The following is a 26398-nucleotide window of genomic DNA, read 5'->3' on the forward strand; positions in this document are numbered from 1 at the left end:
GCTCAGCGGGGCTGCTGCGGCACCCGCCGCAGCTTGCCCACGTCATAGCCCTGCGCCGCCACGAGGCGCGTCAGGCGCTCCAGGTCGGCGGCGGGCATGCTGGGCTGGCGGGACATGATCCACACGTAGTCCCGCTTCTCGCGGCCTACCACCACCTCCTGGTACCCGGGGTCGATGTGCATGATCCGGTAGTCGGCCTCGAAGGGCCACAGGAACTGCATCGTCCAGATGGCGTTGCCTGTGCCCGGCAGCACGGTGCCCACCGGGCGCATGGTCTTCAGCGGCTCGTCGTGGCCGCCGTCGCGGAAGGTGAAGGTGGTGGCGATCTTGCCGTCGGGCCGGCGCTCGTAGCGCTCCACCGCGTCGTAGGCGTTGCGCTCCGGCCAGGTGGGAATCACCGCGATCACGTACCAGTCGCCCATGTAGCGGTCGATGTCCAGCGACGGCGCAACGGCCAGCGGCGGGCGCGTGGGCGTGCTCTGGCAGGCGGCCAGCAGCACGCAGGCGCCCAGCACCAGGCCGGCGGCAGCGATGTGGCGCTTGCGCAGCGGTGGGCGCACGGGCAGGAAGGGGGAGGGGGAACGGGGCAGTTTCATCGTCGCGGCATCCCAGCGGCAGCGCGGCGTACGGACCATACCGACGCCTGCGCGCATGCTGGCGGCAGCCGGGCGTGGCTGCAACCGCCGCCGTCCGAAAACCGTGTAGGCGCCGGGCCCACAATCGCCGCATGCATGCCGCCACCCTGCCGATGAACCCGTCACCTTCCCTTGCCGCCCGTGCCGGCGCGCTGGCGGCCGCCTGGCTGCTGGCCGCGGGCGGTGCGCTCGCGCAACCCGCACCACCGGCCGCCGCGCCCGGCGACTGCAACCGGCCCGTCACGCAGGCTCAGCTCAATGCATGCGCGTACGAAGACTTCCTGCTGGCGCAGGCCGAGCTGGCCGCCACGCTGCAACGGGTGCAGCAGGGCTGGGCCGGTTCGCAGCGCGACGGAATGCGCAAGGTGCAAAAGGCCTGGCTGCAGTTCCGCACCGAGGCCTGTGCCTTCGAAAGCGGCGCCGCCGCCGGTGGCAGTGCGCAGCCCATGCTGCAGTGGCAATGTGCGGCCCGCATGACGCGCGAGCGTGCCGCGGCGCTGGCCGCCACCGTCAATTGCCCGGAAGGCGACCTGGCCTGCGTGCGGCCCGCGGTGGCGCGCTGATCGAACGCCTTCAGGCCTGCAGCCGCACCACGCCGCCTTCGCGCAGCGACTGCTCGATGGCGTCGATGATGCGCACGTCGGCCAGGCCCATCTCGCCATCGGTGCGCGGCGGCTGGTTGGCCAGCGCGCAGGCCGCGAAGTAGTCCATCTCGGCCGCGAAGTGGTTCACCGGCTTCAACAGCAGTTCCTCGGTGCTGGCCGGGCCGCTGGTGGGGCTGCCGCGGCGCAGCTGCAGTCGCTGGCCCTGGTAGGAGAAGGCGGCTTCCATGTCGATGAAGCCGTCGGCGCAATGCACCCGCAGGTGCCGGCTTTCGGCGGCGCCGAAGCTGGTCTCGCAATGCGCGATCACGCCCGAGGGATAGCGCAGCAGGAAGGCCACGCTTTCGGGCACCTCGGCGAAGTCGGGGTTGTCCTTCGGCTGGTGGGCCAGGGCCACCACGGATTCCGGCTCCTCGCCGGTGACCATGCGGCAGGCGTTGATGCAGTAGATGCCGGTATCGCTCACCGGGCCGCCGCCCTTGCCGGCCTGCAGCCGGATGTCCGGCGCCTTCGTCACCTGGCAGTTGCTGGCCATGATGGTCTTCACCGGCCCGAGCGCTTCTTCCTGGCACAGCGCGGCCATGCGCTGGTTGAAGGGCTCGTGGTGCAGCCGGTAGGCGATCATGAGCTGGCGGTCGGCCGCGCGGGCCGCGTCCATCATGCGCTGGCATTCCTCGGCCGTGACGGCCATCGGCTTTTCGCACAGCACATGCTTGCCCGCCTGGAAGGCCTTGAGCGTGTACTCGGCATGCAGGTGGTTGGGCAGCACGATGTAGACGACGTCCACGTCGGCCAGGCCGGCCAGGTCGCCGAAGTGCTCGTAGTCCAGCACATGGTCCTCGTCGATGCCGTGCTCACGCGCCACCGGCAGCGCCTTGCCCCGGTCCCCGCTCACCAGCGCCACCGGCCGCGCATGGGTGCACAGCGCAAAGGCCGGCAGGATCTCTTCCAGCGTGAGCTGGCCCAGGCCCACGACGGCATAGCCGGCCGGGCGCGCGGGCGGTGGGGAATGTGGGGCGGATGAGGCGGCGTCGGGGGTGGGCATGGCGGCTCCGGGGGATGGGAAGGAAGCCGCCGGCAATCGCCGGACCCGCACCGCTCAGCGCAGGCGTTCGCCGAGGTCGAAGTAATGCAGCACGGCGTAGCCCACCTGCAGGGTACCGATGTAGCGCGCATTGGCCGTGAGGGCCATGTCGTCGCCGGTGCCGAAGGCGGCGGTGCGGCGCAGCACCTTGGCGGCCCCGGGGTCGCAGGCCGTCCACATCTGGGGCAGTCCGTCCTGCAGTTGAATACTCAGCAGGCGGGCGCCCGAAGGCATCTGCACATGCTGTTCACCGGCGCCCGGCCAGCGCCATCAAGGGCATCGACAAGGGCCTGCCGCCGACGCGCGCTGCGACAGCGGATTCACGTCCTGCGCCAGCAATGCGGCCCGGTAGTCGGGATCGTGAACGTCATCGAAGCGCGAGGCTTCGATCCAGATGGGGGGCGGTACTGCCAAGGCCTTGCTCTTGCGCATGTGAGGGCGCCGGATTCTCTGCTGCCCGTCACCGGCGCGCCAGCAGCGCTTGCGCGCCACAATCGGCCGGCCGCCCTGTCGTGGACCACCTGCGAGCTCTGCCCATGAACCGCCTGACCCACTTCGCTGCCTCTGTCGTGCTGGGCGTCCAGGTGCCCCTGGTCACGCAGGCCGCCGACGGCGCCGGCCCCGCGGTGCATTTCGCAGCCGGCCAACCCACGACCCAGCTGCGCGGCAGCGTTCAAGGCGATGCCGATGCCACCTTCACGGTGGATGCGCGCGCGGGCCAGACGCTGTCGGCCACCTTGTCTGCCAAGAGCGCCTCGCTCAACTTCAACATCAGCGCCCCGGGCGCGATGGAGGCCCTGTTCATCGGCAGCGTGCAGGGTGCCGATGCCCGCGTGCTGATGCCGGCCGACGGGCTGTACCGGGTGCAGGTCTATCTGGTGCGCAGCGCGGCGCGGCGCAACGAGCGGGCGGCGTTCACGCTGCAGCTGGGTGTCAGCGGGCAGCCGCTGCCGCCGCTGGCCGGCGCGCAGGATGCGCTGGTGCCGGGCACCCGCTTCCATGCCACCGCCACCGTGCCCTGCCGGATGCCGGGGTCCGCCGCCGATGCGCAGTGCCAGGCGGGCGTGATCCGGCGCGGGCGCGACGGCACCGCCACCGTGGAGCTGCGTGGCGCCGCCAACGACATGGCGCGCACCCTGCTCTTCATGCAAGGCAAGCCGGTGGCCAGTGACTCGGCGCAGCCGCTGTCGGTCAGCCGGCAGGGCGACGTGACCAGCGTGCGCGTCGGCAGCGACGAGCGCTACGAGCTGCCCGACGCCTTGCTCACCGGCGGCTGAATGCGGCCCGTGCACCGAATGTGATGACCATGATCCGCCACGCCATCTGCCTGGCACTCGGGGCCGCTGCGCCCGCATGGGCAACCGGGCCGTCCGCGCTCATCGACCTGCCGGTGGTGGCCAGCGTGGTGGTGCCGGCATCGCAGTACCAGGCCCGGATGCCGCCTGCCGCTTCGATGGTGTCGGCGCTGGACGCGGCCTTGCATGTCGCCGGCACCTTCGAGGGCCTGCGGCAGGTGATCGTGCAGACGCATGACACGCCCGAATCGCCTTCGGTGTCGCGCGTGGTCATCCTCCGCGACGGCCTGCTCGACGATGCGGTGCACACGCAGCGGCTGGAGCTGGCCCTTGCCCGCACGTCGGCCGGCGGCTGGCAGGTCACCGAGATGAAGAAGTCCTGGCGCTGCCGGCGCGGCGAAGCGCCGCTTCAGTTCGACGTGCGGCCCTGCCCCTGAGCCGAGGTGGACGCCGGTGCGGCCGCGTCGGCCCGCTCCTGGTCCTGCAGCGCCCGCCACTGCACCTTGCCCGTGCCCGACTTGGGCAGCGCGTCGACGAACGCCACCACCTTCGGTGCCTTGTAGGCCGCCATGTGCTGGCGGCACCAGTCGGCCACCTGCTGCTCGCTCACCTGGCCGCGCGCCGCGGGCTTGAGCACCACCAGCGCCTTCACCGATTCGCCGCGCCGCTCGTCCACGGTGCCGATGACGCAGGCTTCCTGGATGTCGGGGTGCTGGTACATCAGCGCCTCCACCTCGGCCGGCCACACCTTGAAGCCGGCCGCATTGATCATGCGCTTGAGCCGGTCGACCATGAACCAGTAGCCCTCGTCGTCGATGCGGGCCAGGTCGCCGGTGCGCAGGAAGCGCTTGCCGTCGATCTCGATGAAGGTGGACTCGTTGGCCTGCGGCGCATTCCAGTAGCCCTGCATCACCTGCGGGCCGTGCACCACGATCTCCCCCACCTCGCCCGGCGCCACCGGGGCCAGCGTGGCGGGGTCGACCAGCCGCGCATCCACGTCGAACACCGGGATGCCCAGGCACTGCGGCTTCGGCCGGTGCGGCGGGTTGATGTGGGTGGCGGCGATCGTCTCCGACATGCCGTAGCCCTCCACGTAATCGAGGCCGGTCAAGGCCTTGAGCTTGGCCACGATGGCCGCCGGCATGGCCGCGCCGCCGCCCCGGACGCCCTGCAGGCTGCCGAGGTCGAAGCGCTCCACGTCGGGCTGCGACAGGAAGTCGATCATCATGGTGGAGATCACCTGCCAGACCGAGACGCGGTAGCGCTCGATGCAGCGGCCCGCGGCCTCGCGGTCCCAGCGCGGCAGCACCACCACGGTGGCGCCGCTGAACATCGGGCTGTTCAGCCCGCCGGCCATGCCGGTGACGTGGAAGTAGGGCAGCACGCCGAGGTACACCGTGTCCTGCGTGCGGCCGAACCACTGCACCCCACCCACCAGCGTGCTCATCACCGTGGCATGGGTGTGCATGCAGCCCTTCGGGTGGCCGGTGGTGCCCGAGGTGTAGGGCATCACGCACAGGTCGTCGGGGCCGTTGTGCAGCGTTCCGGGCCGGTGCGCCGCCTGCACCGCCGCCTGCCAGCCGTGCACGCCGGGCAGGGCCGGCACGCTGCGCGGGGCGCTGACGAAGGCCGGCACCGGCAGGTCGGTGGGCTGCTTCAGGTGGTCGCTGTAGGTGGCCACCACCACATGCTGCAGGCTGCCCTCGCCGCTGCGCAGGTGCGGCAGCAGCTCGGCCAGCAGGTCCTGCGCGACGAAGGCCACGCGGGCGCCGCTGTCGTGCACGTAGTGGCGCAGCTCCTCGCTGCGGTTCATCGGATTCACCGGCACCACCACCGCGTCGGCGCGCAGGATGGCGTAGAAGGCCAGCGCCCATTGCGGGCTGTTCTGCATGTCCAGCAGCACGCGGTCGCCGCGCTGCACGTTGCACACCTGCTGCAGGTGGCCGGCCAGGTCCTCGGCTTCCTGCTTGAAGTCCGCGAAGCTCAGCGGCGTGTCGTAGAACAGCAGGAAGGGCTTGTCGGGGTAGCGCGCGGCCGACACCTCCACGTTGAACCACAGGTTGGTGCGCGGCAGCGTCAGGTGACGCGGCAGCCCCGGCGGCCAGAAGCGATGAGCCGCTGCCTCGCTGCTCATGGGCGGCCCCGGGCTGCGTCCAGCTGCCGTGCCATCGCCCAGGCCTGTTCGGCCATCGGCCGGGCGCGGCGGCCGGCTTCCAGCGCGCGGGTGTTCGAAGCGTTGCCCTGCAGCGCCCGCGCCATCACGCCCTGCAGGATGCCCACCAGCCGGAACATGTTGAACACCAGGTAGTAGCCCCACACCGCCGGGCTCACCGCCTGCGGATGGCCGGTGCGCTGCAGGTAGCGCTGCAGGTAGTCGGCCTCGGTGGGAATGCCGAGCGCGGCCAGGTCCACGCCGGCCAGGCCGCGGGTGGCGCCGCCGGGCATGTGCCAGGTCATGCAGTGGTAGGCGAAGTCGGCCAGCGGGTCGCCCAGCGTGGACAGCTCCCAGTCCAGCACCGCCAGCACGCGCGGCTCGGTGGGATGGAAGATCACGTTGTCGATGCGGAAGTCGCCGTGCACGATGCGCGGCGTTTCGTCCGCTGTCGGCAGGTGGCGCGGCAGCCAGTCGATCAGCGCGTCGGCGGCCTCGATCTTCTCGGTCTCGGAAGCGCGGTACTGCCGGCTCCAGCGGTCGATCTGCCGTTCGAGGTAGCGGCCGGGCTTGCCGTGGTCGGCCAGGCCCACCGCCGCCGGATCGACCCGGTGCAGCGCCGCCATCACGCGGTTGAGTTCGTCGTACAGCGCGGCCCGCTCGGCCGGCGCCATGCCGGGCAGCTGCGGGTCCCAGAGGATGCGGCCGTCCACGCAGTCCATCACGTAGAACATCGAGCCGATGACCTCGGTGTCCTCGCACAGCAGGTGGGCCGGCGCCACCGGCACCTCGGTGCCGGCCAGCGCGCGGATCACGCGATATTCGCGGTCCACCGCATGGGCCGAGGGCAGCAGCACGCCGGGCGGCTTGCGCCGCAGCACGTACTGCCGGCCGTCGGCGGTGCCGAGCTTGAAGGTGGGGTTGCTCTGCCCGCCATTGAACTGCTCCACCTGGGTGCCGCCCGCATAGCCGGCGATGTGCTGGCGCAGGTAGGCGTCGAGCCGGTCGACATCGAAGGCATGGGCGGCGGACACGGGCCGCGTGCCGTTGAAGGTGGTGTCAGGGGCGCTCATCAGGGCAGGGTTGGGCAGCGGTCAAGGCTGGGAATTCTGCCAGCGTGCTGTGCTTTGGAATGGCTGGTATTCCCCAGGTGTACCTTCGCCGGCCAGAGGTTCAGAAACTGCGGTATGGTCTTTGCCATGAACGAAGAACACATGCCCGCCGATGCCGCCGTGCCCGCGGGCTTCGAGCGCATCGCCCATGGCGGCCCCTATTTCGCGGCCCTGGGCCCGGTGTACGGCAAGCCGGTGCCGGGCGCCGACGGCCTGGTGGTGCTGGGTCTGCGGGTGCAGGACAAGCACACCAACGTGCTGGGCGTCACCCATGGCGGCATGCTGGCCACGGTGGCGGATTGCGCGTTGGGCATGAACGTGTTCCTCACGCGGCGGCCGCAGCAATCGATGGTGACGGTGAGCCTGACCACCGACTACCTCTCGTCGGCCAAGCCGGGCGACTGGCTTGAGGCGCATGTCACCGTGCGCCGCCAGGGCGCGCGGCTGGCCTTCGCCGAATGCCTGCTGCAGGTGGACGAGCGCGTGATCCTGCGCGCCAGCGGCGTGTTCTCGGTTACCGGCCGCGAGCCGACCCGGCCGCGGGCCTGAGCCACCGCGCGCCAGCTCAGGCCCGCCGCGCCGCCTTCTGCCGCGCCTCGTGCAGCGTGGCCAGGGTGATCTTGCGCACTTCCGCCTTGCTCTGCTCCACATGGCTCTTCAGCAGCAGCTGCGCCTGGTCGGGCTTGCGCTGCATCACCGCGCGCAGGATCTTGGCGTGCTCGTTGTAGGTGGCTTCCACCCGGTCGGCGCGGGTGAAGTCCAGGTGCCGGATGATGCGGATGCGCTCGGTCACGTCCCAGTGCACCCTGGCGATCTCGTCGTTGCCGGCGGCGCGCACCAGCGTGGCGTGGAACTGCTCGTCCAGCAGGCCCACCTCGCGGGCATCGGCCAGCCGCTCGGCCGCGGGCACCAGCCAGATGGCCTTGAGCTGCTCCAGCGGCTCGGGCGGCGTGCCGGTGTGGGCGCACAGCCGCTGCACGCTGGCCAGCTCCAGGATCACGCGCAGGTCGTACAGCTGCTCCAGCTTGCCGAAGTCGATGGGCTTGACGTACCAGCCCGACTTCAGCTCCACGTCCAGGTAGCCTTCATTGCGCAGCCGGAACAGCGCTTCGCGCACCGGCGTGCGGCTGACGCCCAGGCGCTGGCCCAGCTCCGCTTCGGAGAAGCGGTCGCCGGGCACCAGCTGGAAGTCCACCATCTCGGCCTTCAGGCGGGCATACACCTGCTCGGCCAGGTTCGGCCGGCTGGCGGCGGCCGCGGCCAGGGCGGTGGCGGCAGGGGTGGTACGGGCGAGGGCGCGCATGCGGTCGATCTTAACGAGCGACCCCCTGCGGCGCGGGCGCGGCCAGCAGGCTCACATGCGCGGCCACCACGCGCCAGCGCCCATCGGCAAAGCGCACCCAGGTCTGGCTCTGGCGGCCGGTGGCGGTGCTGCCTTCGCGCTGGAATTCGGTCATGGCGGTGGCCATGTCGTGGCCGAAGGTGGTGATGACGGTGCGGCCCAGCGTACGGGCCAGCCCGGCCGGCGAGCGCCCGGCGCGGAACGCCTGGATCTGCGCATAACCCACCAGGTTCTCGGTGGCGCCGTAGCGCACGGTGTGCGGCGAGTTCCAGAACAGCGCGTCCAGCACCTCGACCCGATTGTTGACCAGGGCGTCTTCGTACTCCGCGAACACGGCCTGCACTTCGGCCAGCACGGCGGGAATGTTGATGTCGTCGTCCGTCAATGGAGCACCCTCCCGCTGCGCGGGATCCCGCCGAGCGGGAGGAGCGCCGCCTTCGGGCGGCCGGGCGGGGGCGCTCATGGGGCGGTCGGTGAGTGGAAGAGGCCCTGCCGTTCCAGCGCATGCGCCACGCGCAGCACGCGGTCTTCCCGCCAGGGCGCGGCGATGAGCTGGATGCCGATGGGCATCGTCGGGTGACAGCCCCACACCGGCGCGGTGCATACCGGCAGGCCGATGCAGGAGATGGGTTGCGCCAGCAGGCCCAGGCTGGGCCGCGCGGGCAGCCGCTGGCCGTGGATCTCGATCCATTCGGTGCCGATGGCCGGCGCCACCAGCGGCGTGGCCGGCGCGACCAGCACGTCCACCTCGCGCAGTAGCTCGGCCGCACGCAGCGCCACCCAGCGGCGCATGCGCTGGGCCTGCTGCACCCAGGCCGCCGGCAGCAGCGCACCGGCCAGGAAGCGGTCGCGCGACAGCGGCTCGAAGTCCTGCGCGCGGCTTCGCAGGTCGGGCAGGTGCAGCGCGGCGCCTTCGGCATTGCTGATGACGAAGGCGGCCGCGCGGGCCCGGGCCGCTTCGGGCAGCTGCACGGTGGGCAGGCCGTCCAGCACATCGGCCACGCGTGCCACGGCGGCCCGTGCCTCGGGCCCGGCCTGGTCGTGGAACCAGCCGCCCAGCATCGCGATGCGCAGTCCGCCCATGCCTTTGGCCAGCGTGGGCAGCGTGGGCTCCACCGCGCGGGCGACGCAACCGGGGTCATGCGGGTCATGGCCCTGCATCTGGTCATATGCCAGGGCCAGGTCCATCGCCGAGCGGGCGAACGGCCCCAGATGGTCGAGGCTGGCCACGAAGGGGTAGCTGCCATTGCGCGGCAGCCGGCCGTAGGTGGGCTTCAAGCCGAACACGCCGCACAGCGACGAGGGCACGCGGATGGAGCCATTGGTGTCCGAGCCCAGCGTGATCGGCACCTGGCCCGCCGCCACGGCCGCGGCCGATCCGCCCGATGAGCCGCCGGCCACCCGCGTCAGGTCGTGCGGATTGCGGGTCGGGCCTTCGTGGCTGTTCTCGGTGGTGAAGCCGTAGGCGTACTCGTCCATGTTGAGCGCGCCCACCAGCAGCGCGCCGGCCGCGTCCATGCGCCGCAGCAGCGGGCCGTCGGCTTGGGCGGCCGGCCGGCCGCGTTCGATCTTCGAGCCGGCCAGCGTGGTGAGGCCGGCCACGTCGAACAGGTTCTTCACCGCATAGGGCACGCCCAGCAGCGGCAGGGCGCGCGTGGCTTCGTCGCCGGCGGCCAGGCGCTCGTCCAGCGCGGCGGCACCGGCCAGTGCCCGCTCGGCCGTCAGGTCGGTGAAGGCATTGACCGCGCCGTCGCTGGCGGCGATGCGGGCCAGGCTGGCCTGCACCACGGCGGTGGCGGTGGCCTCGCCGTTGCGCACCGCCTGGGCGATGCGGGCGGCGGGCTGCAGCAGCAGGTCGGCCGCCGACGTCATCGCGGCAGCTCCGCGGGCGACACCGGCACGAAGGCGGGTGCCGGTTCGTCCTGCACAGCCAGCGGAAATTGGTTGACGAGATCAGCCATTTCGGTGGCCAGCGCGAAATAGCGCAGCACGCCGGGCCGGTGCTCGGGCTGCAGCGGCAGGCCCAGCGCGGCGGCCGCGGCGTCCACGTAGGCTTCCACCTGCTGCGGCGTCAATGTTGCGTTCATCGGCGCACCTCGCGCTGGAAGATCTCCAGGCTCAGCTTCTTGGTGCTGATGAATGAAGGCTCGGACAGCGTGGCCACGGTGCGCGGGCGGGCATCGCCATAGCGCAGGATCTCGGCCACGCGGGTGGGGCGCTTGGTCAGCAGCAGCACCTCGTCGGCCAGGTACACCGCTTCTTCCAGGTCGTGCGAGACCAGCAGCATCGTGGTGCCGGTCTGCATGAACACTTCCTGCAGCTTCTCGCGGATGAAGAGCGTCATCTCGAAGTCCAGCGCGCTGAACGGCTCGTCGAGGAACAGCACCTCCGGGTTCGGCGCCAGCGCCCGCATGATGGAAGCGGTCTGCTGCTGGCCGCCCGACAGCTCGTACGGGAAGCGGTTCAGGTCGAACTTGACGTCGAACGAGGCCACCAGCTCGGCCATGCGGCGGTCCACGTCGGCCTTGCTGCGGCCTTCGAGCTTCAGCGGATAGGCGATGTTGTCGATGGTGCGCATCCACGGGAACATCGCCTCGCGGTAGTTCTGGAACACGTAGCCGATCTTGGTGTCCTTCAGGCTCTTGCCGTCGAACAGGATCTGCCCCGCGTCGATGGGAATCAGCCCGGCGATCATGTTGATCAGCGTGCTCTTGCCGCAGCCGTTGGGCCCGAACACCGAGGTGATCTTGCCCTTGGGGATGTCGAGGTCGAAGTGCTCGTACAGCGGCCAGCCGGCGAAGTACTTGGTCAGGCCGCGGATGGTGATGTGGGTGCCGGCGGGGCCGGGCACGAAGGGCCGCGGCGGCACGTCGGGCACCACGGGTGCGTTCAACACGGCGGACATCGGCTTACCTCCCACTCCAGTGCACGATCTTGCGTTCCATCAGCAGGAACAGGATGTTGAGCACGTAGCCCAGGATGCCCGCGGCCAGGATGGCGGCGTACATCGTCTTCACGTTGAGCACCTGCTGCGCATCGATGATGCGGTGGCCCAGGCCGTTGTCGGAGCCGATGAACATCTCGGCCACCACCACGATCACCAGCGCCATCGACACCGCCGAGCGCAGGCCCACGAAGCTGGGCTGCAGGCTTTCCCACACCAGCACGTCCTTGAAGATCTGCCAGCGCGTGGCGCCCATCACCTTGGCGGCCATCACCCGCTGCTTGCGCGCGTTGATCACGCCATAGGCACTGTTGAACACGACGATCAACAGCGCGCCGAAGGCGGCGATGGCCACCTTGTTGATGTCGCTCACGCCGAAGATCAGCAGGAACAGCGGAATCAGCGCGGAAGAAGGCGTGGAGCGGAAGAAATCGATCAGGAACTCCACGCTGCGGTAGGCCTTCTCGTTGCTGCCCAGCAGCACGCCCAGCGGCATGCCGATCACCGCGGCGATGAGGAAGGCCTGCACCGTGCGCCACACCGTGACCGCGAAGTCCAGCAGCAGCGGGCCGCCGGCCAGGCCGACCACCAGCGTCTCGAGCGTGGCGGCCGGCGGCGGCAGCAGGATGGGCTTGATGAGCCCGGCACGCACCACCAGGTCCCACACGATGAAGAGCACCAGCGGCCCCAGGAAGGGCAGCAGGCGGGCGGCATTGAAGCGCGGCCTGGCGGCGGCTGCGGGCAGGCTGCCCGGGGCCTGCCACGGCGCGGCGGCGGAACGGCTGTCGGCCATGGTGTCAGCCCTTGTAGAGCAGAGAGGCCACGTCCAGCTTCTTCTCGAACACACCCTTCTCGGTGAACAGGTCGAAGAACTTCTGGAAGGCCGCCACGTCGGCCGGCTTGAACTCGTTGTAGAGCATGTAGGAGGCCAGCGGCACCTCGGCGGTGAGCGGGCCTTCGATGGCGGTGTAGCCCTTGAGGTACTGCCGCGCCTCGGCCGGCTGCGTGCGCACCAGCTCGATGCCGCGGGCATAGGCGGCGATGTACTTCTTGGTCTCGGCCGGGTACTTCTTGATGAACTCGGTGGTCAGCGCGGCCGAGCCGCCGTGCCACGGTGCCTGCGCGTCGCCCAGGATGTAGCGGGCGATCACGCCGGCCTCCAGCATGCGGGTGGTGCCGTTCATGCGGCCCACGGTGCCGGTGGGCTCCAGCGTGTACACCGCATCCACCTGGCCGGCCGCCAGCGCGGCCACATGCTGGCCGATGGGCAGCTCGGTCACCGTGGTGCCGGGCGCGCCGGCACGCTCCAGCACCGCCAGCGCCAGCGTCTTGTTCTGGATGCCGGGGCCGCTGGCCACGCGCTTGCCCTTCAGGTCGGCGATGGTCTTGGCCGGGCTGTCCTTGGGCACCAGGAACTGGTCCAGCACGTACTTGGCGTTGCTCGGGTTGGTGGCGATGATCTTGAACAGGCCCGGCGAGGCGATCTCGCCCACGCCCAGGTTGCCCGAGCCGGTGCCGTTGGAGCTGCCGTCGCAGCGGCCGGCCAGCATGGCTTCCATCACCTGCTGGGCGCCGGCGTATTTCTGCGCTTCCACGTCCAGGCCGGCTTCCTTGAAGTAGCCCTTTCCCACGGCGGCGAAGAAGGGCAGGCCGGCGGCCACCGGCCAGTAGCCGATGCGGATCCTGGGGCCGGACTGCGCGCGCGCGACGCTGGGCAACAGCGCGGGCAGGGCCAGCGCGGCCGCCGCGGCGGCTGTGCTGCCCAGCAGGCGGCGGCGGTTGGGGTGGCGGGCGTGGTCGTTCATCGGGTGCTCCTTCGGTTCAGGCAAGGGGTTCACGTCAGGCGCCGCGCGCCTTCAGGTCGGTGACGTAGGCACGCCAGCCGCCGAAGCGGGTGACGTCGGTGGCGCCGGCCAGCGCATGGCCTTCGCAGATGAAGCCGTGCACCACGCGGCCGTCGGCCAGCTGCAGGCTGCCCAGGCCCAGCGGCGGCGGGATCAGGGCCAGGAAGCTGCCCACCTGGTGCAGCGGCATGTCCCACACTTCCACCGCGATGGCGGCGCCGCCTTCGGCCACGCGCTGCAGGCCGGGCTTGGGCGGCGTGGTGCCGGGCAGCGCGAACAGCCGGTACAGCGGTGCGGTGCGCGTCGCCTCGCGCAGCGTGGCGCCGCGTTCGGTGAGCTGGCCGTTCAGCGGCATGCCCGACAGGTGCGCGCCCACCACGGCGATGGGCAGCACCGCTTCGGTGGCGGGCCGCCGCAGTGGCGTGCCGGGCGCCGGGCAGGGCGCATCGGTGGCGCCCAGGGGCAATGCGGTGGCCGCCTGCCAGGCGCTGCCCAGCCGGGCCAGCGCCGCATCGGTGCCGCCGGGCGCGATGAAGGTGACGCCGAAGGGCAGGCCCTGCGCGGTGAAGCCGGCCGGCAGCGCAATGGCGGCCCAGCCCAGCAGGTTCACGAAGTTGGTGTACGTGCCCAGCCTTGCATTGGCGCCGATGGGGTCGGCCTGCAATTGCTCGAAGGTGGGATGGCCGGGCGCCGTGGGCACCAGCAGCACGTCCACCTGCTGCCACAGGCGGGCCGCCTGCTGCTGTGCGGCGCGCAGTGCGTACTGGCCGCGGAAGGCGTCGGTGGCGCTCATGCGCAGGGCCTGCTCTATCACGGTGCGCACCGTGGGGTCGAAGGCCTCGGGGTGGCTGTCCAGCAGCGGCTGCACCGCGGCATGGCGCTCGGCCACCCAGGGCCCGCCATACAGCAGCGCAGCCACCTTGTGCAGCGGGCCGAAGTCCAGCGCCACCAGCTCGTGGCCCTGCTGGCGAGCCAGCGCCAGCGCGCGCGCCCAGGCATCGTCATAAGCCGCGTCCAGCACCACCGCCGCGGGCACGCCGATGCGCAGCCGCGCCGGCAGCTGCGCCGCACCGGGCTGGAAGCGGCTGTAGGCATCGGCCTCGTCGGGGCCTTCCATCACGGCCAGCACCTCGGCCGTGTCGTCGGCCGTGAGCGCGAACACCGAGATGCAGTCCAGGCTGCGGCAGGCCGGCACCACGCCGGCCGTGCTCACGCGGCCGGGGGTGGGCTTCAGTCCCACGATGTTGTTGAAGCCTGCCGGCACCCGACCGGAGCCGGCGGTGTCGGTGCCCAGCGAGAACACCACGTCGCCCCGCGACACCACCACGGCCGAGCCCGAGCTGCTGCCGCCGCTCACGCGGGTGGCGTCGAAGGTGCTGGCCGGCTGGCCGTAGGGCGAGCGCGTGCCCACCAGGCCGGTGGCGAACTGGTCCAGGTTGGTCTTGCCCACCCACACCGCGCCGGCCGCCAGCAGCTGCTGCACCGCCTGCGCGCTGCTGCCGGCGCGGTAGGCGAAGGCGGGGCAGGCGGCGGTGGTGTCGACGTCCTCGATGTCGATGTTGTCCTTCACCGCGAAGGGCACGCCGTACAGCGGCATCGCCTGCAGGTCGCCACCGGCGGCGGCGCGCCGGGCTTCCAGCGCATCGGCCTGCGCCTGCAGCTGTGCCGCACTCGCCCGGGTGATCCAGGCCGCCGCCGGGCTGGCCTGCAGCCGCTGGGCCAGTGTTGCCAGCAGGACCGACGGCGTGGCACCGGCGGCATAGGCACGGCGCCAGTCGTTCAGTGTGAGCGGGGGATGTTCGTTCATGGTGCACGCGTTGGTATACCAGTTGGTGCACGTGCAACGACCGTGCCAGTGGCAGCGCCGGCCCGGTTCCTTCCTGCGTGGACGGGGCATGTCCCTGCGGGCGCGGCCAGGCCGGACCCGGTGGCTTGCTTATTGCATCGACGCCGTCCACTAACTGGTATTCCAGTTCGTATGCATCAAGTTGGATCACCGGAGCCCGCCATGCCGACGACCCTGCCCGCCTTGCCCGCACCGCTGGACTTCCACCCCGCCGTCACCGCGGTGGTGATGATCGACATGCAGCGCGACTTCATCGAGCCCGGCGGCTTCGGCGAGAGCCTGGGCAACGACGTGTCGCTGCTGCGCGCGGCCATCGTGCCCTGCCAGCGGCTGCTGTCGGCGGCGCGCGCGGCCGGCCTGCTGGTGATCCACACCCGCGAGGGCCACCGGCCCGACCTGAGCGACGCGCCGCCGGCCAAGGTGCAGCGGGGCGCACCCAGCCTGCGCATCGGCGCGCCGGGTCCGATGGGCCGCATCCTGATCCGCGGCGAGCCTGGCCACGACATCATCCCGGAGCTGGCGCCGCAGCCGGGCGAGCCGGTGATCGACAAGCCCGGCAAGGGCGCGTTCCATGCCACCGAGCTGGGCGCCATTCTGCAGTACCGCGGCATCCGCGACCTGATCGTGTGCGGCGTGACCACCGAGGTCTGCGTGCATACCACCGTGCGCGAGGCCAACGACCGCGGCTTCCGCTGCATCGTGCCGTCGGACTGCTGCGCTTCGTACTTTCCGGAGTTTCATGAAGTCGCCCTGCGCATGATCCATGCGCAGGGCGGCATTTTCGGCTGGGTCACCGATTCGACCCGCCTCCTGGCCGCGCTCGACAGCGCCGGCTGACCCGTGTTGTTCACCACTTCCATTGCAGGAGTGAACCCATGACGACCACCCTTCGCACGCCGGCCCAGCCGGGCACCGGCCCCCGCCTGTGGGCGCCCGGCGACTGGAATGCCTTCTTCGGCTTCGGCACCAACATCCTGGTGAACCTGCTGGTGCTCACCGGCCTGCTGCGCTACGTGCTCAAGATGCCCGATGCCATCGTCTTTGGCCGCATCCTGCCGGCCGCGGGGTTGATGATGGCCCTGTCCACGCTGTACTACGCGTACCTCGCCTGGCAGCTGGCGAAGAAGACCGGCCGCAACGACGTGTGCGCGCTACCTTCGGGCATCAGCGTGCCGCACATGTTCGTGGTGGTGTTCGTCATCATGCTGCCCATCTCGTTGAGCACGGGCGACCCCATCAAGGGCTGGGAAGCCGGCCTCACCTGGGTCTTCGTGCAGAGCTTCGTGCTGATGATCGGCGGCTTCATCGCGCCGGTGATCCGCCGTATCACGCCGCGCGCGGCGCTGCTGGGCACGCTGGCCGGCGTGTCCATCGCATTCATCGCGCTGCGCCCGGCGCTGGAGATGTTCATGACGCCGCTGCTGGGCGTGGTGTGCTTCGCCATCATCCTGGTGAGCTGGTTCGGCGGCGTGCGCTGGTTCAAGGGCATCCCGGCGGGGCTGGTGGCCATCGCGGTGGGTTGCCTGATCGCGTGGGGCTCCACCGCGCTGGGCATGCCCATCGGCGGCATGAGCCTGGCCGGGCTGGGCGCCTCGTTCGCCAACTTCGGCTTCTCGGTGCCGCTGCCGGCCATCGGCCACGTCTTCTCGGGCTTCGACTTCGTGGGCGTCATCCTCGTCACCGCCATCCCCTTCGGCATCTACGACCTGGTGGAAGCGATGGACAACGTGGAAAGCGCGGCCGCCAGCGGCGACAGCTTTCCCACCACCCGCGTGCTCACGGCCGACGGCGTGGTGAGCCTGGTGGGCTGCATGATGGGCAATCCGTTCATCAACGCGGTGTACATCGGCCACCCGGGCTGGAAGGCCATGGGCGGGCGCATCGGCTACTCGGCGGCCACCGGCATCGTGGTGCTGCTGATGTGCTGGCTGGGCATCATCTCGGTGATGACCTCGCTGATCCCGGTGGTGGCCATCGCGCCCATCCTGCTCTACATCGGCATGCTGATCGGCGCGCAGGCCTTCCAGGAAACACCGCGCAGCCACGCACCGGCGGTGATCCTGGCCTTCATGCCGCACCTGGCGGCATGGGGCAAGCTGCAGATCGACAACGCGCTGGGCGCGGCCGGCACCAATGCGGCCGCCGTGGGCCTCGACAAGCTGGGCCAGACCGGCGTGCTGTACCACGGGCTGGAAGTGCTCGGCGGCGGTGCCATCCTGGGCGGGCTGATCCTGGGCGCCATCGCGGTCTTCATCATCGACCGCGAGCTGGTCAAGGCCGCGGCCTTCGCGGTGGCCGGCGCACTGCTCACCTTCTTCGGCTTCATGCACGGCGAGCGCATCGGCATCGGCCAGAGCCTGTCGGTGGCGGTGAGCTACCTGGGCTTCGCGGCGGTGCTGCTGGCCTGCGCCAAGCTGGCGGTGGTGGAACCGCAGGCCACGCCGCATGGCGAGCCGGCCGAGCCTGCGCACGGCGGCGCACCGCAGGCGCTGGCCTGACCCGACACGGCAGCGCGGCGGCCTGCGCCGCGCCAGCGACGCCGCACAGGCCGCGGCGGGCTCAGCGTTCGACAATCATCGAACGTTCGCCGAACCAGCCGCCGACCGCCCCGCCGTTCAGCCGGGCGCGCACCTGCACCCGGTAGTTGCCTGCGGGCAGCCCGGCGCCGCCAAAGGCCGTCACCGAGTTGGTCTCCCAGCCGTCGAAGCCGGCGGTGCCGTTGGAGGCGCAGAACGCATCGCCGGGGCCGGCGGTCGGTGCCAGGGTCTGCACCACCGCGCCGGCCGCATTCAGCACCACGATGTCGACGTCGGTCCAGGCGCCGGTGTTGCCGGCCGGCGCATTGACCGAGCACTCGGACGAGAACGTCACCACGATGCGCTGGCCCGCCGCATTGGCGAACAGCGGCGACGTCATGCCCGGCACCGCCACCTGCGCCGCGCCGACGAAGGTGAAGTTGACCGCGTTGGACACGGCGGCGATCGAATGCGCGGAAGCACCGGTGGCGGCGGTCAGTGCCAGGGCGCCCGCGGCGGCGGCAGCGCGCCAGTTGCGTTGCAGAGTCATGTCGTTCTCCTGTGGTCGGGGCAAAGGTGGGAGGCGGCGCCGCGCCCCGATGGCGCCGCCCTTGGGAAAAAGCGGTGGCAGCGGATGCGGCCCGTCAGGGGCCGGTCTGCGGCGATGCGGCGCCGATGCGTTCGGCCTCGGCCAGCTCGTCCAGCCGGCGTTGCGCCTCGCGCTGGATCGCGGCATGCGGCACGTACAGCGCGGCCTGCAGCGTGCTGCGCAGCGCCTGCATGTCGGCGCCCCGGGCCTCCAGGTAGGCCTCGAAGGCCAGCAGCCGCACCTGCTCGGAGGCATCGGTCTCGTAGAGCTGCTTCAGCACGTCGTCGGGCAGCGCGAGGGAGGCCTCGCGCGCCTGCAGCAAGCCGGCGCTGCGGTCGGCCTCGGTGCCGTGGCGCACGGCCTGCAGCAGCTTCTGGGCATCGATGCCGGTAGCGACCGCCGGCGTGGTGCAGGCTTCCGGCGCCACCGCGGCCGCTGCCACCGGCTGCGCCTTAGCGGCGGTCCCAGAGGCCGGCAACTCCGCGCGCCCTCCCTGGCGTTCGATCTCGGCCAGCACCCATTCCAGCGGCTCGCGCTCCACGCGCAGCGTCACGTTGCCGCCGTCCAGCACCGCCACCATCGGCTGCGGCGCAGCGGCGGGCGCCGGCCTGGCGGCAGCTCGGGCAACCGGTGCGGACGACGCGACCGGCGCAGCCGCCTGGCTGTGGCCAGGCACCTCGGCCGCGCTGCCAAGCCACCAGCCGGCGGTGCCCGACACCAGGGCCGCGGCCAGGGTCTGGAAGGTGGTGTGCAGCTTCATCGTCGTCTCCTCGTGCGCTGCCAGGCGGGCTGGCTTGCAACAAAGGTAGGCCGCCGTGCCGGGCGTCGCTTCCCTCCGAGGGGTGCGCCTTCAGCGGTCCCCGCTCCGAGGGTGGCGCAGCCGTACGCCATCCGGCGTATGGCCCGCAGCCCGGGTCGTCCCTAACCTGCGCAGCGTCCGATCCACCGTGGCTTCAACGCACGCTTCAACGCACAAAAGGGGTACTCATGACCACTCGCCGTTCCTTCTCGATCACGCTCACCGCCGTGGCCCTGGCGGCCCTCGGTGCCACCGCCGCCCATGCGCAGGAGACCATCAAGGTCGGCGTGCTGCATTCGCTGTCCGGCACCATGGCCATCTCGGAGACGGTGCTCAAGGACGTCGCCCTGATGACCATCGACGAGATCAATGCCAAGGGCGGCGTGCTGGGCAAGAAGCTCGAGCCGGTGGTGGTGGACCCGGCCTCCAACTGGCCGCTGTTCGCCGAGAAGGCCCGCCAGCTCATCACCAAGGACAAGGCCGCGGTGGTGTTCGGCTGCTGGACCTCGGTCAGCCGCAAGAGCGTGCTGCCGGTGTTCGAGGAGACCAACAGCCTGCTGTTCTACCCCGTGCAGTACGAGGGCGAGGAGCTGAGCAAGAACGTGTTCTACACCGGTGCCGCGCCCAACCAGCAGGCCATCCCGGCGGTGGAATACCTGATGAGCAAGGACGGCGGCAGCGCCAAGCGCTTCGTGCTGCTGGGCACCGACTACGTGTACCCGCGCACCACCAACAAGATCCTGCGTGCCTTCCTCAAGAGCAAGGGCGTGGCCGAGGCCGACATCATGGAGGAGTACACCCCCTTCGGCCATTCGGACTACCAGAGCATCATCGCCAAGATCAAGAAGTTCTCGTCCGAGGGCAAGAAGACCGCAGTGGTGTCCACCATCAACGGCGACTCCAACGTGCCCTTCTACAAGGAACTGGGCAACCAGGGCCTGAAGGCGACCGACGTGCCGGTGGTGGCCTTCTCGGTGGGTGAGGAAGAGCTGCGCGGCGTGGACACCAAGCCGCTGGTGGGCCACCTGGCCGCCTGGAACTACTTCATGTCGGTGAAGAGCCCGACCAACGACGCCTTCATCAAGGCTTGGAGCGACTACGCCAAGGCCAAGAACATCCCCGGCCACAAGGACAAGCCGCTGACCAACGACCCGATGGAAGCCACCTACATCGGCATCCACATGTGGGCGCAGGCGGTGAACAAGGCCAAGAGCACCGACACCGACAAGGTGATCGCGGCCATGGCCGGCCAGACCTTCAAGGCACCGGGCGGCTTCACCAGCACGATGGACAAGGAGAACCACCACCTGCACAAGCCGGTGTTCATCGGCGAGGTGAAGGCCGACGGCCAGTTCAACGTGGTGTGGAAGACCCCGGGCCCGGTGGTGGCCGATCCGTGGAGCGACTACATCGCCGAGAACAAGGGCAAGAAGAACGTGCCCGAGAAGAAGTGACCTGAGCCAACGCCGCGAAGAAGGGGAAACGATGCAGGTCCGATGGATCGTGCCGGGCTTGCTCGCGCTGCTGCTCAGCGCCGGTGCCCAGGCGCTCACACCGCAGCAGGCACGCGCCATCGCCACCGGCGACAGCGACGACCGCATCGCGGCGATGCAGGCGGCGCTGGCCGCCGCCGACCCGGGCCTGGGCCCCTTCGCGCAGGCCATGCTGGACGATGCCGTGAAGATCACGCCCGAGCAGGTGCTGATCGTGCGGGACGGCCAGGCCACCGACGCGGCCACCGGGCAACCGGTGGCCCGCGTGCCCGAGACCGCGGAAGACCCGGTCAACAACAACCGCATCCGCCGCGCGCTGCAGGCCGCGATCGCGTCGCTCAAGCTGTTCTCAACGGACCGGGCCGAGCGCGCCGCGGCCATCACGCAGCTGCGCGACCAGGCCGACGAAGGCCTGATGCCGCTGCTGGAAAAGGCCGAGGCCGCCGAGCCCGACGCCGCGCTGAAGAAGCAGCTCAACCTGCTGAAGGCCTCGGTGCTGGTGAGCTCGCCCGACACCGACAAGCGCCTGGCCGCAGCCAAGCTGCTGGAGGCCAGCGACGACCCCAACACCCGCAGCCTGCTGCTGGAACGCCTGGCCACCGGCGGCGAGAGCGATCCGGCCGTGCGCGCCGCGCTGCTGAAGGCGCTGTCGGCGGTGGAGCGGCAACTGGCCATCGGCGAATGGATGGGCGTGCTGTTCACCGGCGCCAGCCTGGGCAGCATCCTGCTGCTGGTGGCGCTGGGCCTGGCCATCACCTACGGGCTGATGGGCGTCATCAACATGGCCCACGGCGAGCTGATGATGATCGGCGCCTACGCCACCTTCGTGGTGCAGAACCTGTTCCGCCAGTACCTGCCGGGCGCCTTCGACTGGTATGTGCTGGCGGCCATACCGCTGAGCTTCCTGGCCAGCGCGCTGGTGGGCGCGCTGATGGAGCGCAGCGTGATCCGCTGGCTGTACGGCCGGCCGCTGGAAACGCTGCTGGCCACATGGGGCATCAGCCTGGTGCTGATGCAGTCGGTGCGCTCGCTCTTCGGTGCGCAGAACGTGCCGGTGGAAAACCCGGCCTGGATGAGCGGCGGCGTGCAGGTGATGAGCAACCTCACGCTGCCGTACAACCGGCTGGCCATCCTGGCCTTCGCCTTCCTGGTGCTGGGCGGCGTGGCGCTGCTGATCGCCCGCACCCGGCTGGGCCTGTTCGTGCGCGGCGTGACGCAGAACCGGCGCATGGCCTCCTGCGTGGGCGTCAACACCGCGCGGGTGGATACCTATGCCTTCTCGCTGGGCGCCGGCATTGCCGGGCTGGCGGGCTGCGCGCTCTCGCAGGTGGGCAACGTCGGTCCCGATCTGGGCCAGAGCTACATCGTCGATTCGTTCATGGTGGTGGTGCTGGGCGGCGTGGGCCAGCTGGCGGGCACCGTGGTGGCCGGACTGGGCCTGGGCGTGCTGAACAAGCTGCTAGAGGGCTGGTCCGGTGCGGTGCTGGCCAAGATCATGGTGCTGGTGTTCATCGTGGTGTTCATCCAGAAGCGGCCGCAGGGTCTCTTCGCGATGAAGGGCCGCAGCGCCGAGGCATGAGCCGCGCTGCCTGCATGAACGGAGAAATCGAATGAGTGCTGTGTTGCCTTCTGCCCTTTCGCTGCCCGTGCCCAAGCGCGGCACGCTGCTGGGGCCCAAGGGCTGGTCGGGCGTGTTCGTCGCGCTGCTGGTGGTGTGCGTGCTGGCGCCGGTGCTGAACATGGTGGTGCCCGAGGGCAGCGTGTTCCACCTCAGCGGCTACGCCATCGGCCTCATCGGCAAGATCATGTGCTACGCCATCTGCGCGCTGGCCATGGACCTGATCTGGGGCTACACCGGCATCCTGTCGCTGGGCCACGGCCTGTTCTTCGCCCTCGGCGGCTACGGCATGGGCATGTACCTCATGCGCCAGATCGGCCGCGACGGCAACTACAAGAGCGAGCTGCCCGACTTCATGGTGTTCCTCGACTGGAAGGAGCTGCCGTGGCACTGGGCGCTCAGTGATTCCTTCATCGCGCAGATGCTGCTGGTGCTGCTGGTGCCGGGCCTGCTGGCCTTCGTGTTCGGCTTCTTCGCCTTCCGCTCGCGCATCAAGGGCGTGTACTTCTCGATCATCACGCAGGCGATGACCTTCGCCGCGATGCTGCTGTTCTTCCGCAACGAGACGGGCTTCGGTGGCAACAACGGCTTCACCGACTTCAAGCGCATCCTGGGCCTGCCCATCGCCACGCCGTCGATGCGCATCACGCTGTTCGTGCTCACCGGCCTGGTGCTGATCGGCTTCTTCCTGATGGCGCGCTGGATCGTCAACAGCAAGTACGGCCGCGTGCTGCAGGCCATCCGCGATGCCGAGACGCGCGTGATGTTCACCGGCTACGACCCGCTGGCCTACAAGCTCAGCATCTGGACGCTGTCGGCCGTGATGTGCGGCGTGGCCGGCGCGCTCTACGTGCCGCAGGTGGGCATCATCAACCCCAGCGAGATGACGCCGGCGGCCAGCATCGAGATCGCGATCTGGGCGGCGGTGGGAGGGCGTGCCACGCTGATCGGCCCGATCATCGGCGCCTTCTTCGTCAACGGCGCCAAGAGCTGGTTCACCGTGGCCTTTCCCGAGGTGTGGCTGTACTTCCTCGGCGCCCTGTTCATCGCCGTCACGTTGTTCCTGCCGCAGGGCATCGTGGGCCTGTTTCGCAAGCTGAAGAAGGAAGCCAAGTGACGCCTGACCTGATGGAAGCGGGCGCGGCGCTGCGCGAGGCGCACGAACACCGCGTGTACGACGTCGGTGGCTCCGGCGGCGAGGCCAGCTACGGCCGCGTGGCCCGTGCCGGGGTGCCCGAGTTTGCCCAGGGCGTGGCGCTGTACGTGGACGACATCACCGTCAGCTTCGACGGCTTCCGCGCGCTCAATGCGCTGTCGCTGACGATCAACGTCGGCGAGCTGCGCTGCATCATCGGCCCCAACGGCGCCGGCAAGACGACGATGATGGATGTCATCACCGGCAAGACCCGGCCCGACAAGGGCAAGGTGTTCTTCGGCTCCAACATCGACCTGCTGCGCCTGCGCGAGAACGACATCGCGCAGATCGGCATCGGTCGCAAGTTCCAGAAGCCCACGGTGTACGAGGAACTGAGCGTCTTCGAGAACCTGGAGCTGGCGCTGAAGGCCGACCGCCGCGCGCGGGCCAGCGTGTTCTCGCGGCTGAACGGCGTGCAGCTCGACCGCATCGGCGAGATCCTGGCGCTGATCCACCTGAAGGATTCGGCCCAGCGCACCGCCGGCCTGCTGAGCCACGGCCAGAAGCAGTGGCTGGAGATCGGCATGCTGCTGATGCAGGACCCCAAGCTGCTGCTGCTGGACGAGCCGGTGGCCGGCATGACCGACGAGGAGACCGAGCGCACCGCCGAGCTGTTTCTCTCGCTGGAAGGCCAGCATTCGCTGGTGGTGGTGGAGCACGACATGAAGTTCGTCGACGAGCTGACGCAGGGCCGCAAGAAGGTCACGGTGCTGCATGAAGGCAGCGTGCTGGCCGAGGGCCTGCTGTCGGAGGTGCAGGCCAACGACAAGGTCGTCGAAGTCTATTTGGGCCGGTGAATCACATGCTGCAAGTCGAAGGTCTGAACCAGTACTACGGCGGCTCGCACATCCTGCGCAACCTGTCGTTCGAGGCCAAGGTGGGGGAGGTCACTGTGATCCTCGGCCGCAACGGCGTGGGCAAGACGACGCTGCTCAAGAGCCTGATGGGCGTGGTGCCGATCAAGACCGGCAGCATCAAGCTCGACGGCGAGGACATGGGCCGCGAGAAGCCGTACGAGCGCGTGAAGCGCGGCGTGGGCTACGTGCCGCAGGGCCGCGAGATCTTCGGCCGGCTGACGGTGGAGGACAACCTGCGCATGGGCCTGGCCTACAAACCCGGCAGCGTGCCGGTGCCGGCCGAGATCTTCGAGCTGTTTCCGGTGCTCAAGCAGATGATCCAGCGCCGCGGCGGCGACCTGTCGGGCGGGCAGCAGCAGCAGCTGGCCATCGGCCGCGCGCTGGCCGCCGGCCCCAAGCTGCTGATCCTGGACGAGCCCACCGAGGGCATCCAGCCGTCCATCATCAAGGACATCGGCCGCGTGATCCGCATGCTGGCCGACCGCGGCAACATGGCCATCGTGCTGGTGGAGCAGTACTACGACTTCGCCGAGGAACTGGCCGACCAGTACCTGGTGATGGAGCGCGGCGAGATCATCGCCCGCGGCCGTGGCAGCGAGATGCAGGCCAACAACGTGCGGGAGATGATGTCGATCTAGCCGGCTGCGGAGCCCGAGGCCCGCTCATGCTGGTACTGGCCCAGCCCCACCGCAAGGATCAGCGGCAGGCTGCATTCGCCCACCTCCTCCATCCCGGACAGCACCGCGTCCAGGCCGGCGGACATGACGATGCCGAAGTCCTCCGCCAGGATGGCGAAGGAGCGGTCGATCAGCTTGGTGAGCACCAGCGTGGCGAAGAACACCGCCATCGTCACCGCCAGCGGCCGGCCACGGCGCAGGTCGCGCCACAGCGGCCGGACGTAACGCAGTGCGAGCCAGGCCGCGGTGGCCAGGATCACCAGCAGTATGGGCAGCGCCACCAGCTTGTGCAGCAGCGGTGCATCGTGCAGGTAGAAGCTGACCTTGAGCACGCTGCCGCCAGTGAAGTGCTTGTGCAGGTCCAGCTCGCGCGCGGCCAGGGCCAGCACCAGCACGGTGATGGCCGCACGCGGGCGCGTGTCGTCGCCCGGGCGTGGCACGCACCACAGGGCCAGGGCCAGCAGCAGGTAGAGCAGCACGGTCAGGCTTTCCACCGGGCCGTCCTCATGGATGAGGGCGATCACCGCGTCATGCGGCAGGGTGGTGCCCCAGACCAGAGACACCAGCACGGCCAGGGCCGGTGGCACCAGGGCGGCCCAGCGCAGCCAACCGCCGGTCTGCACAGGCGATCGAGGCCGCGCCAGCGGAGCCAGGGCGGGAGCAGGGGTTCGGGTTGCTTTGTGGGTCATCGGGCTGTCGCCAAAACACCATCGTAAGGGCCGTAACCCAAACGTACCCGCCATAGGGCCTCGGCGGCCGCACGGCGGCGCGCGGTGACCGATACCATGGGCACAAGGAGCAAGAACACAGCCATGCAGAACAGAACCGCGTTTCCCCGCCTGGTGGGAGACATCGGCGGCACGAACGCCCGCTTCGCCATCTGCGAGGCCCCGGACGCCCAGCCCACCCGCGTCGCCGCGCTCAAGGGCGACGAGTTCCCGACGCTGCAGGCCGCCATGCGCAGTTACCTGGACAGCCTGGGCGGCCCGGTGCCCAAGGCCTGTGCCATCGGCATCGCCAACCCGGTGGACGGCGACCACCTGCAGATGACCAACCACACCTGGGGCTTCTCCATCGAGGCGGTGCGGCGCGAGTTCGGCTTCGACCGCTTCGTGGTGGTGAACGACTTCGTTGCGCTGGCGCTGGCGTTGCCGGCCCTGGGGCCGCAGGAACTCAAGCCGGTGGGTGGCGGCACGGCGGTGCCGGGCGGCACGCTGGGCCTGGTGGGCGCGGGCACCGGCCTGGGCGTGGCCTCGCTGGTGTTCACGCAGCGCGGCGAGGCCGTGGCGGTGGGCGGCGAGGGCGGCCATGTGTCCCTGGCGCCGGCCACGGCCGAGGAAGCCGCGGTGATCGACAGCCTGCAGCGGCGCTTCGGCCATGCGTCGGGCGAGCGGGCGTTGTCGGGCCCCGGGCTGGTCAATCTCTACGTGGCATTGGCCGAGGTGCGACGGCAGCCCGCGCCGCTGGAAGAGCCGGCCGCGGTGCTGGCCGCCGCGATGGACGGCGGCGATGCGCTGGCCGCGGCTGCGCTGGACATGTTCTGCGCGCTGCTCGGCAGCGTGGCCGGCAACCTGGCGCTGACCGTGGGCGCGCGCGGTGGCATGTACATCGGCGGTGGCATCGTTCCACGCATGGGTGAAGCCTTCGCCCGCTCGGCCTTCCGCCAGCGCTTCGAGGCCAAGGGCCGCTTCCAGGGCTACCTGAGCGAGATCCCGTGCTGGGTGATCGACGCCGAGCAATCGCCCGCGCTGCTGGGCGCTTCGCGCGCGCTGGACGCGGCCTGAACCGGAGCCTGGCC

29 protein-coding genes are annotated in these 26398 nt (G+C 70.2%); 12 read left to right on the top strand and 17 right to left on the bottom strand.

Translation table 11 applies throughout. From position 1 onward, the window contains the following. Window positions 1–2: 2 nt before the first annotated feature. Entirely contained in the window at window positions 3–596 is a 594-nt protein-coding gene (locus LRS14_RS27090; RefSeq protein ID WP_257801796.1) for a lipocalin family protein, read from the bottom strand. Window positions 597–727: 131 nt separating this feature from the next. Here LRS14_RS27090 and LRS14_RS27095 point away from each other — a divergent pair, with 131 nt between their 5' ends. Continuing rightward, window positions 728–1198, top strand: a complete 471-nt coding sequence (locus LRS14_RS27095; RefSeq protein ID WP_052736695.1) for a lysozyme inhibitor LprI family protein — start codon at window positions 728–730, stop codon at window positions 1196–1198. Between the two features lie 10 nt (window positions 1199–1208). Here the strand turns inward: LRS14_RS27095 and LRS14_RS27100 are convergent, their stop codons facing one another. From LRS14_RS27100 to LRS14_RS27110, 3 genes are read right to left on the bottom strand one after another with little or no spacing between them, the layout of a single operon-like run. Next, window positions 1209–2282 (bottom strand): Gfo/Idh/MocA family protein, encoded by a 1074-nt coding sequence (locus LRS14_RS27100; RefSeq protein ID WP_257801797.1) that lies wholly within the window; start codon window positions 2280–2282, stop codon window positions 1209–1211. Window positions 2283–2336: 54 nt separating this feature from the next. Beyond that, window positions 2337–2555, bottom strand: coding sequence for a hypothetical protein (locus tag LRS14_RS27105; protein ID WP_257801798.1), 219 nt, complete (start codon window positions 2553–2555; stop codon window positions 2337–2339). Between the two features lie 36 nt (window positions 2556–2591). Further along, complete coding sequence (locus LRS14_RS27110; protein WP_257801799.1) at window positions 2592–2753, bottom strand: hypothetical protein; 162 nt, start codon at window positions 2751–2753, stop codon at window positions 2592–2594. A gap of 104 nt (window positions 2754–2857) precedes the next feature. Between LRS14_RS27110 and LRS14_RS27115 the strand changes: the two genes are divergently transcribed. Continuing rightward, window positions 2858–3598 carry a hypothetical protein gene (locus LRS14_RS27115; RefSeq protein WP_257801800.1) on the top strand — a complete coding sequence of 247 codons (741 nt, stop codon included), beginning with the start codon at window positions 2858–2860 and terminating at the stop codon, window positions 3596–3598. A 29-nt stretch (window positions 3599–3627) separates the two neighbouring features. Further along, window positions 3628–4053 carry a hypothetical protein gene (locus tag LRS14_RS27120; RefSeq protein ID WP_257801801.1) on the top strand — a complete coding sequence of 142 codons (426 nt, stop codon included), beginning with the start codon at window positions 3628–3630 and terminating at the stop codon, window positions 4051–4053. On the opposite strand, the gene LRS14_RS27125 is transcribed toward LRS14_RS27120, so the two are convergent. Both LRS14_RS27125 and LRS14_RS27130 read right to left on the bottom strand, forming a co-directional pair. Beyond that, window positions 4026–5750, bottom strand: a complete 1725-nt coding sequence (locus LRS14_RS27125) for a long-chain fatty acid--CoA ligase (protein WP_257801802.1) — start codon at window positions 5748–5750, stop codon at window positions 4026–4028. The two genes, LRS14_RS27120 and LRS14_RS27125, sit on opposite strands and share 28 nt — an antisense overlap. Further along, the gene (locus LRS14_RS27130) at window positions 5747–6841 is read right to left on the bottom strand and encodes a phosphotransferase (protein WP_257801803.1); all 1095 of its coding nucleotides are present in this window, start codon (window positions 6839–6841) and stop codon (window positions 5747–5749) included. Before LRS14_RS27130 ends, LRS14_RS27125 begins: the two co-directional genes overlap by 4 nt. 126 nt (window positions 6842–6967) lie before the next feature. On the opposite strand from LRS14_RS27130, the gene LRS14_RS27135 reads away from it, so the two are divergent. Further along, a complete protein-coding gene (locus LRS14_RS27135; protein WP_257801804.1) occupies window positions 6968–7429 on the top strand; it encodes a PaaI family thioesterase in 462 nt (153 codons plus the stop codon). Window positions 7430–7445: 16 nt separating this feature from the next. Here LRS14_RS27135 and LRS14_RS27140 read toward each other — a convergent pair whose 3' ends face one another. From LRS14_RS27140 to atzF, 8 genes are all read right to left on the bottom strand, one after another. Continuing rightward, on the bottom strand, window positions 7446–8183 hold the full coding sequence (locus LRS14_RS27140) for a GntR family transcriptional regulator (protein WP_257801805.1): 738 nt from the start codon (window positions 8181–8183) through the stop codon (window positions 7446–7448). A 10-nt stretch (window positions 8184–8193) separates the two neighbouring features. Next, window positions 8194–8607: an oxalurate catabolism protein HpxZ gene (gene hpxZ / locus LRS14_RS27145; protein ID WP_257801806.1), complete on the bottom strand. Its 414-nt coding sequence runs from the start codon at window positions 8605–8607 to the stop codon at window positions 8194–8196. A 74-nt stretch (window positions 8608–8681) separates the two neighbouring features. After that, the gene (locus tag LRS14_RS27150; protein WP_257801807.1) at window positions 8682–10094 is read right to left on the bottom strand and encodes an AtzE family amidohydrolase; all 1413 of its coding nucleotides are present in this window, start codon (window positions 10092–10094) and stop codon (window positions 8682–8684) included. After that, window positions 10091–10309 (bottom strand): DUF4089 domain-containing protein, encoded by a 219-nt coding sequence (locus LRS14_RS27155; protein ID WP_046116229.1) that lies wholly within the window; start codon window positions 10307–10309, stop codon window positions 10091–10093. The genes LRS14_RS27150 and LRS14_RS27155 overlap by 4 nt, the downstream gene beginning before the upstream one ends. Continuing rightward, on the bottom strand, window positions 10306–11127 hold the full coding sequence (locus tag LRS14_RS27160) for an ABC transporter ATP-binding protein (protein WP_257801808.1): 822 nt from the start codon (window positions 11125–11127) through the stop codon (window positions 10306–10308). Before LRS14_RS27160 ends, LRS14_RS27155 begins: the two co-directional genes overlap by 4 nt. Window positions 11128–11131: 4 nt before the next feature. Further along, window positions 11132–11959, bottom strand: a complete 828-nt coding sequence (locus tag LRS14_RS27165; RefSeq protein WP_046116227.1) for an ABC transporter permease — start codon at window positions 11957–11959, stop codon at window positions 11132–11134. Window positions 11960–11963: 4 nt separating this feature from the next. Further along, a complete protein-coding gene (locus tag LRS14_RS27170) occupies window positions 11964–12971 on the bottom strand; it encodes an ABC transporter substrate-binding protein (protein WP_257801809.1) in 1008 nt (335 codons plus the stop codon). Window positions 12972–13005: 34 nt separating this feature from the next. Further along, window positions 13006–14817, bottom strand: coding sequence for an allophanate hydrolase (atzF, locus tag LRS14_RS27175; RefSeq protein WP_257801810.1), 1812 nt, complete (start codon window positions 14815–14817; stop codon window positions 13006–13008). Window positions 14818–15018: 201 nt separating this feature from the next. Between atzF and LRS14_RS27180 the strand changes: the two genes are divergently transcribed. After that, window positions 15019–15693 (top strand): cysteine hydrolase family protein, encoded by a 675-nt coding sequence (locus LRS14_RS27180; RefSeq protein ID WP_046116224.1) that lies wholly within the window; start codon window positions 15019–15021, stop codon window positions 15691–15693. 38 nt (window positions 15694–15731) lie between these two features. Next, window positions 15732–17354 (top strand): hypothetical protein, encoded by a 1623-nt coding sequence (locus tag LRS14_RS27185; protein ID WP_257801811.1) that lies wholly within the window; start codon window positions 15732–15734, stop codon window positions 17352–17354. A gap of 61 nt (window positions 17355–17415) precedes the next feature. Here the strand turns inward: LRS14_RS27185 and LRS14_RS27190 are convergent, their stop codons facing one another. Beyond that, on the bottom strand, window positions 17416–17922 hold the full coding sequence (locus LRS14_RS27190; protein ID WP_046116222.1) for a hypothetical protein: 507 nt from the start codon (window positions 17920–17922) through the stop codon (window positions 17416–17418). 94 nt (window positions 17923–18016) lie between these two features. Continuing rightward, window positions 18017–18721: a hypothetical protein gene (locus LRS14_RS27195; protein ID WP_257801812.1), complete on the bottom strand. Its 705-nt coding sequence runs from the start codon at window positions 18719–18721 to the stop codon at window positions 18017–18019. A gap of 227 nt (window positions 18722–18948) precedes the next feature. Here LRS14_RS27195 and urtA point away from each other — a divergent pair, with 227 nt between their 5' ends. Genes urtA through urtE form a run of 5 tightly spaced genes read left to right on the top strand, consistent with a single transcriptional unit; the run spans window position 18949 to window position 24561 of the window. After that, window positions 18949–20214, top strand: coding sequence for an urea ABC transporter substrate-binding protein (gene urtA, locus LRS14_RS27200; protein WP_257801813.1), 1266 nt, complete (start codon window positions 18949–18951; stop codon window positions 20212–20214). 31 nt (window positions 20215–20245) lie between these two features. Beyond that, window positions 20246–21832 (top strand): urea ABC transporter permease subunit UrtB, encoded by a 1587-nt coding sequence (urtB, locus tag LRS14_RS27205; RefSeq protein WP_046116219.1) that lies wholly within the window; start codon window positions 20246–20248, stop codon window positions 21830–21832. Window positions 21833–21863: 31 nt separating this feature from the next. Continuing rightward, window positions 21864–22988 (top strand): urea ABC transporter permease subunit UrtC, encoded by a 1125-nt coding sequence (urtC, locus tag LRS14_RS27210; RefSeq protein WP_046116218.1) that lies wholly within the window; start codon window positions 21864–21866, stop codon window positions 22986–22988. Further along, a complete protein-coding gene (gene urtD / locus LRS14_RS27215; RefSeq protein ID WP_257801814.1) occupies window positions 22985–23863 on the top strand; it encodes an urea ABC transporter ATP-binding protein UrtD in 879 nt (292 codons plus the stop codon). The genes urtC and urtD overlap by 4 nt, the downstream gene beginning before the upstream one ends. A gap of 5 nt (window positions 23864–23868) precedes the next feature. Further along, window positions 23869–24561 (top strand): urea ABC transporter ATP-binding subunit UrtE, encoded by a 693-nt coding sequence (gene urtE, locus LRS14_RS27220; protein ID WP_046116216.1) that lies wholly within the window; start codon window positions 23869–23871, stop codon window positions 24559–24561. Here the strand turns inward: urtE and LRS14_RS27225 are convergent. Next, window positions 24558–25223 (bottom strand): hypothetical protein, encoded by a 666-nt coding sequence (locus tag LRS14_RS27225; protein ID WP_257801815.1) that lies wholly within the window; start codon window positions 25221–25223, stop codon window positions 24558–24560. The two genes, urtE and LRS14_RS27225, sit on opposite strands and share 4 nt — an antisense overlap. Window positions 25224–25412: 189 nt before the next feature. Between LRS14_RS27225 and glk the strand changes: the two genes are divergently transcribed. Beyond that, the gene (gene glk / locus LRS14_RS27230) at window positions 25413–26384 is read left to right on the top strand and encodes a glucokinase (RefSeq protein ID WP_257801816.1); all 972 of its coding nucleotides are present in this window, start codon (window positions 25413–25415) and stop codon (window positions 26382–26384) included. Window positions 26385–26398: the final 14 nt, after the last annotated feature.

The organism is Aquincola sp. J276 (assembly GCF_024700035.1).
GTDB lineage: Bacteria > Pseudomonadota > Gammaproteobacteria > Burkholderiales > Burkholderiaceae_C > Aquincola > Aquincola tertiaricarbonis.

Excerpts from the sequence above, each read along its gene's own strand:
- LRS14_RS27125 (WP_257801802.1), bottom strand. The coding sequence starts at position 5,750 with ATGAGCAGCGAGGCAGCGGCTCATCGCTTCTGGCCGCCGGGGCTGCCG.
- urtA (WP_257801813.1), top strand. The coding sequence starts at position 18,949 with ATGACCACTCGCCGTTCCTTCTCGATCACGCTCACCGCCGTGGCCCTG.
- LRS14_RS27120 (WP_257801801.1), top strand. The coding sequence starts at position 3,628 with ATGATCCGCCACGCCATCTGCCTGGCACTCGGGGCCGCTGCGCCCGCA.
- LRS14_RS27160 (WP_257801808.1), bottom strand. The coding sequence starts at position 11,127 with ATGTCCGCCGTGTTGAACGCACCCGTGGTGCCCGACGTGCCGCCGCGG.
- LRS14_RS27090 (WP_257801796.1), bottom strand. The coding sequence starts at position 596 with ATGAAACTGCCCCGTTCCCCCTCCCCCTTCCTGCCCGTGCGCCCACCG.
- LRS14_RS27100 (WP_257801797.1), bottom strand. The coding sequence starts at position 2,282 with ATGCCCACCCCCGACGCCGCCTCATCCGCCCCACATTCCCCACCGCCC.
- LRS14_RS27115 (WP_257801800.1), top strand. The coding sequence starts at position 2,858 with ATGAACCGCCTGACCCACTTCGCTGCCTCTGTCGTGCTGGGCGTCCAG.
- urtB (WP_046116219.1), top strand. The coding sequence starts at position 20,246 with ATGCAGGTCCGATGGATCGTGCCGGGCTTGCTCGCGCTGCTGCTCAGC.
- LRS14_RS27165 (WP_046116227.1), bottom strand. The coding sequence starts at position 11,959 with ATGGCCGACAGCCGTTCCGCCGCCGCGCCGTGGCAGGCCCCGGGCAGC.
- LRS14_RS27155 (WP_046116229.1), bottom strand. The coding sequence starts at position 10,309 with ATGAACGCAACATTGACGCCGCAGCAGGTGGAAGCCTACGTGGACGCC.
- glk (WP_257801816.1), top strand. The coding sequence starts at position 25,413 with ATGCAGAACAGAACCGCGTTTCCCCGCCTGGTGGGAGACATCGGCGGC.
- LRS14_RS27135 (WP_257801804.1), top strand. The coding sequence starts at position 6,968 with ATGAACGAAGAACACATGCCCGCCGATGCCGCCGTGCCCGCGGGCTTC.
- LRS14_RS27180 (WP_046116224.1), top strand. The coding sequence starts at position 15,019 with ATGCCGACGACCCTGCCCGCCTTGCCCGCACCGCTGGACTTCCACCCC.
- atzF (WP_257801810.1), bottom strand. The coding sequence starts at position 14,817 with ATGAACGAACATCCCCCGCTCACACTGAACGACTGGCGCCGTGCCTAT.
- LRS14_RS27185 (WP_257801811.1), top strand. The coding sequence starts at position 15,732 with ATGACGACCACCCTTCGCACGCCGGCCCAGCCGGGCACCGGCCCCCGC.
- LRS14_RS27170 (WP_257801809.1), bottom strand. The coding sequence starts at position 12,971 with ATGAACGACCACGCCCGCCACCCCAACCGCCGCCGCCTGCTGGGCAGC.
- urtC (WP_046116218.1), top strand. The coding sequence starts at position 21,864 with ATGAGTGCTGTGTTGCCTTCTGCCCTTTCGCTGCCCGTGCCCAAGCGC.
- LRS14_RS27130 (WP_257801803.1), bottom strand. The coding sequence starts at position 6,841 with ATGAGCGCCCCTGACACCACCTTCAACGGCACGCGGCCCGTGTCCGCC.
- LRS14_RS27105 (WP_257801798.1), bottom strand. The coding sequence starts at position 2,555 with ATGCCTTCGGGCGCCCGCCTGCTGAGTATTCAACTGCAGGACGGACTG.
- LRS14_RS27195 (WP_257801812.1), bottom strand. The coding sequence starts at position 18,721 with ATGAAGCTGCACACCACCTTCCAGACCCTGGCCGCGGCCCTGGTGTCG.
- LRS14_RS27190 (WP_046116222.1), bottom strand. The coding sequence starts at position 17,922 with ATGACTCTGCAACGCAACTGGCGCGCTGCCGCCGCCGCGGGCGCCCTG.
- LRS14_RS27150 (WP_257801807.1), bottom strand. The coding sequence starts at position 10,094 with ATGACGTCGGCGGCCGACCTGCTGCTGCAGCCCGCCGCCCGCATCGCC.
- LRS14_RS27140 (WP_257801805.1), bottom strand. The coding sequence starts at position 8,183 with ATGCGCGCCCTCGCCCGTACCACCCCTGCCGCCACCGCCCTGGCCGCG.
- urtE (WP_046116216.1), top strand. The coding sequence starts at position 23,869 with ATGCTGCAAGTCGAAGGTCTGAACCAGTACTACGGCGGCTCGCACATC.
- LRS14_RS27110 (WP_257801799.1), bottom strand. The coding sequence starts at position 2,753 with ATGCGCAAGAGCAAGGCCTTGGCAGTACCGCCCCCCATCTGGATCGAA.
- LRS14_RS27095 (WP_052736695.1), top strand. The coding sequence starts at position 728 with ATGCATGCCGCCACCCTGCCGATGAACCCGTCACCTTCCCTTGCCGCC.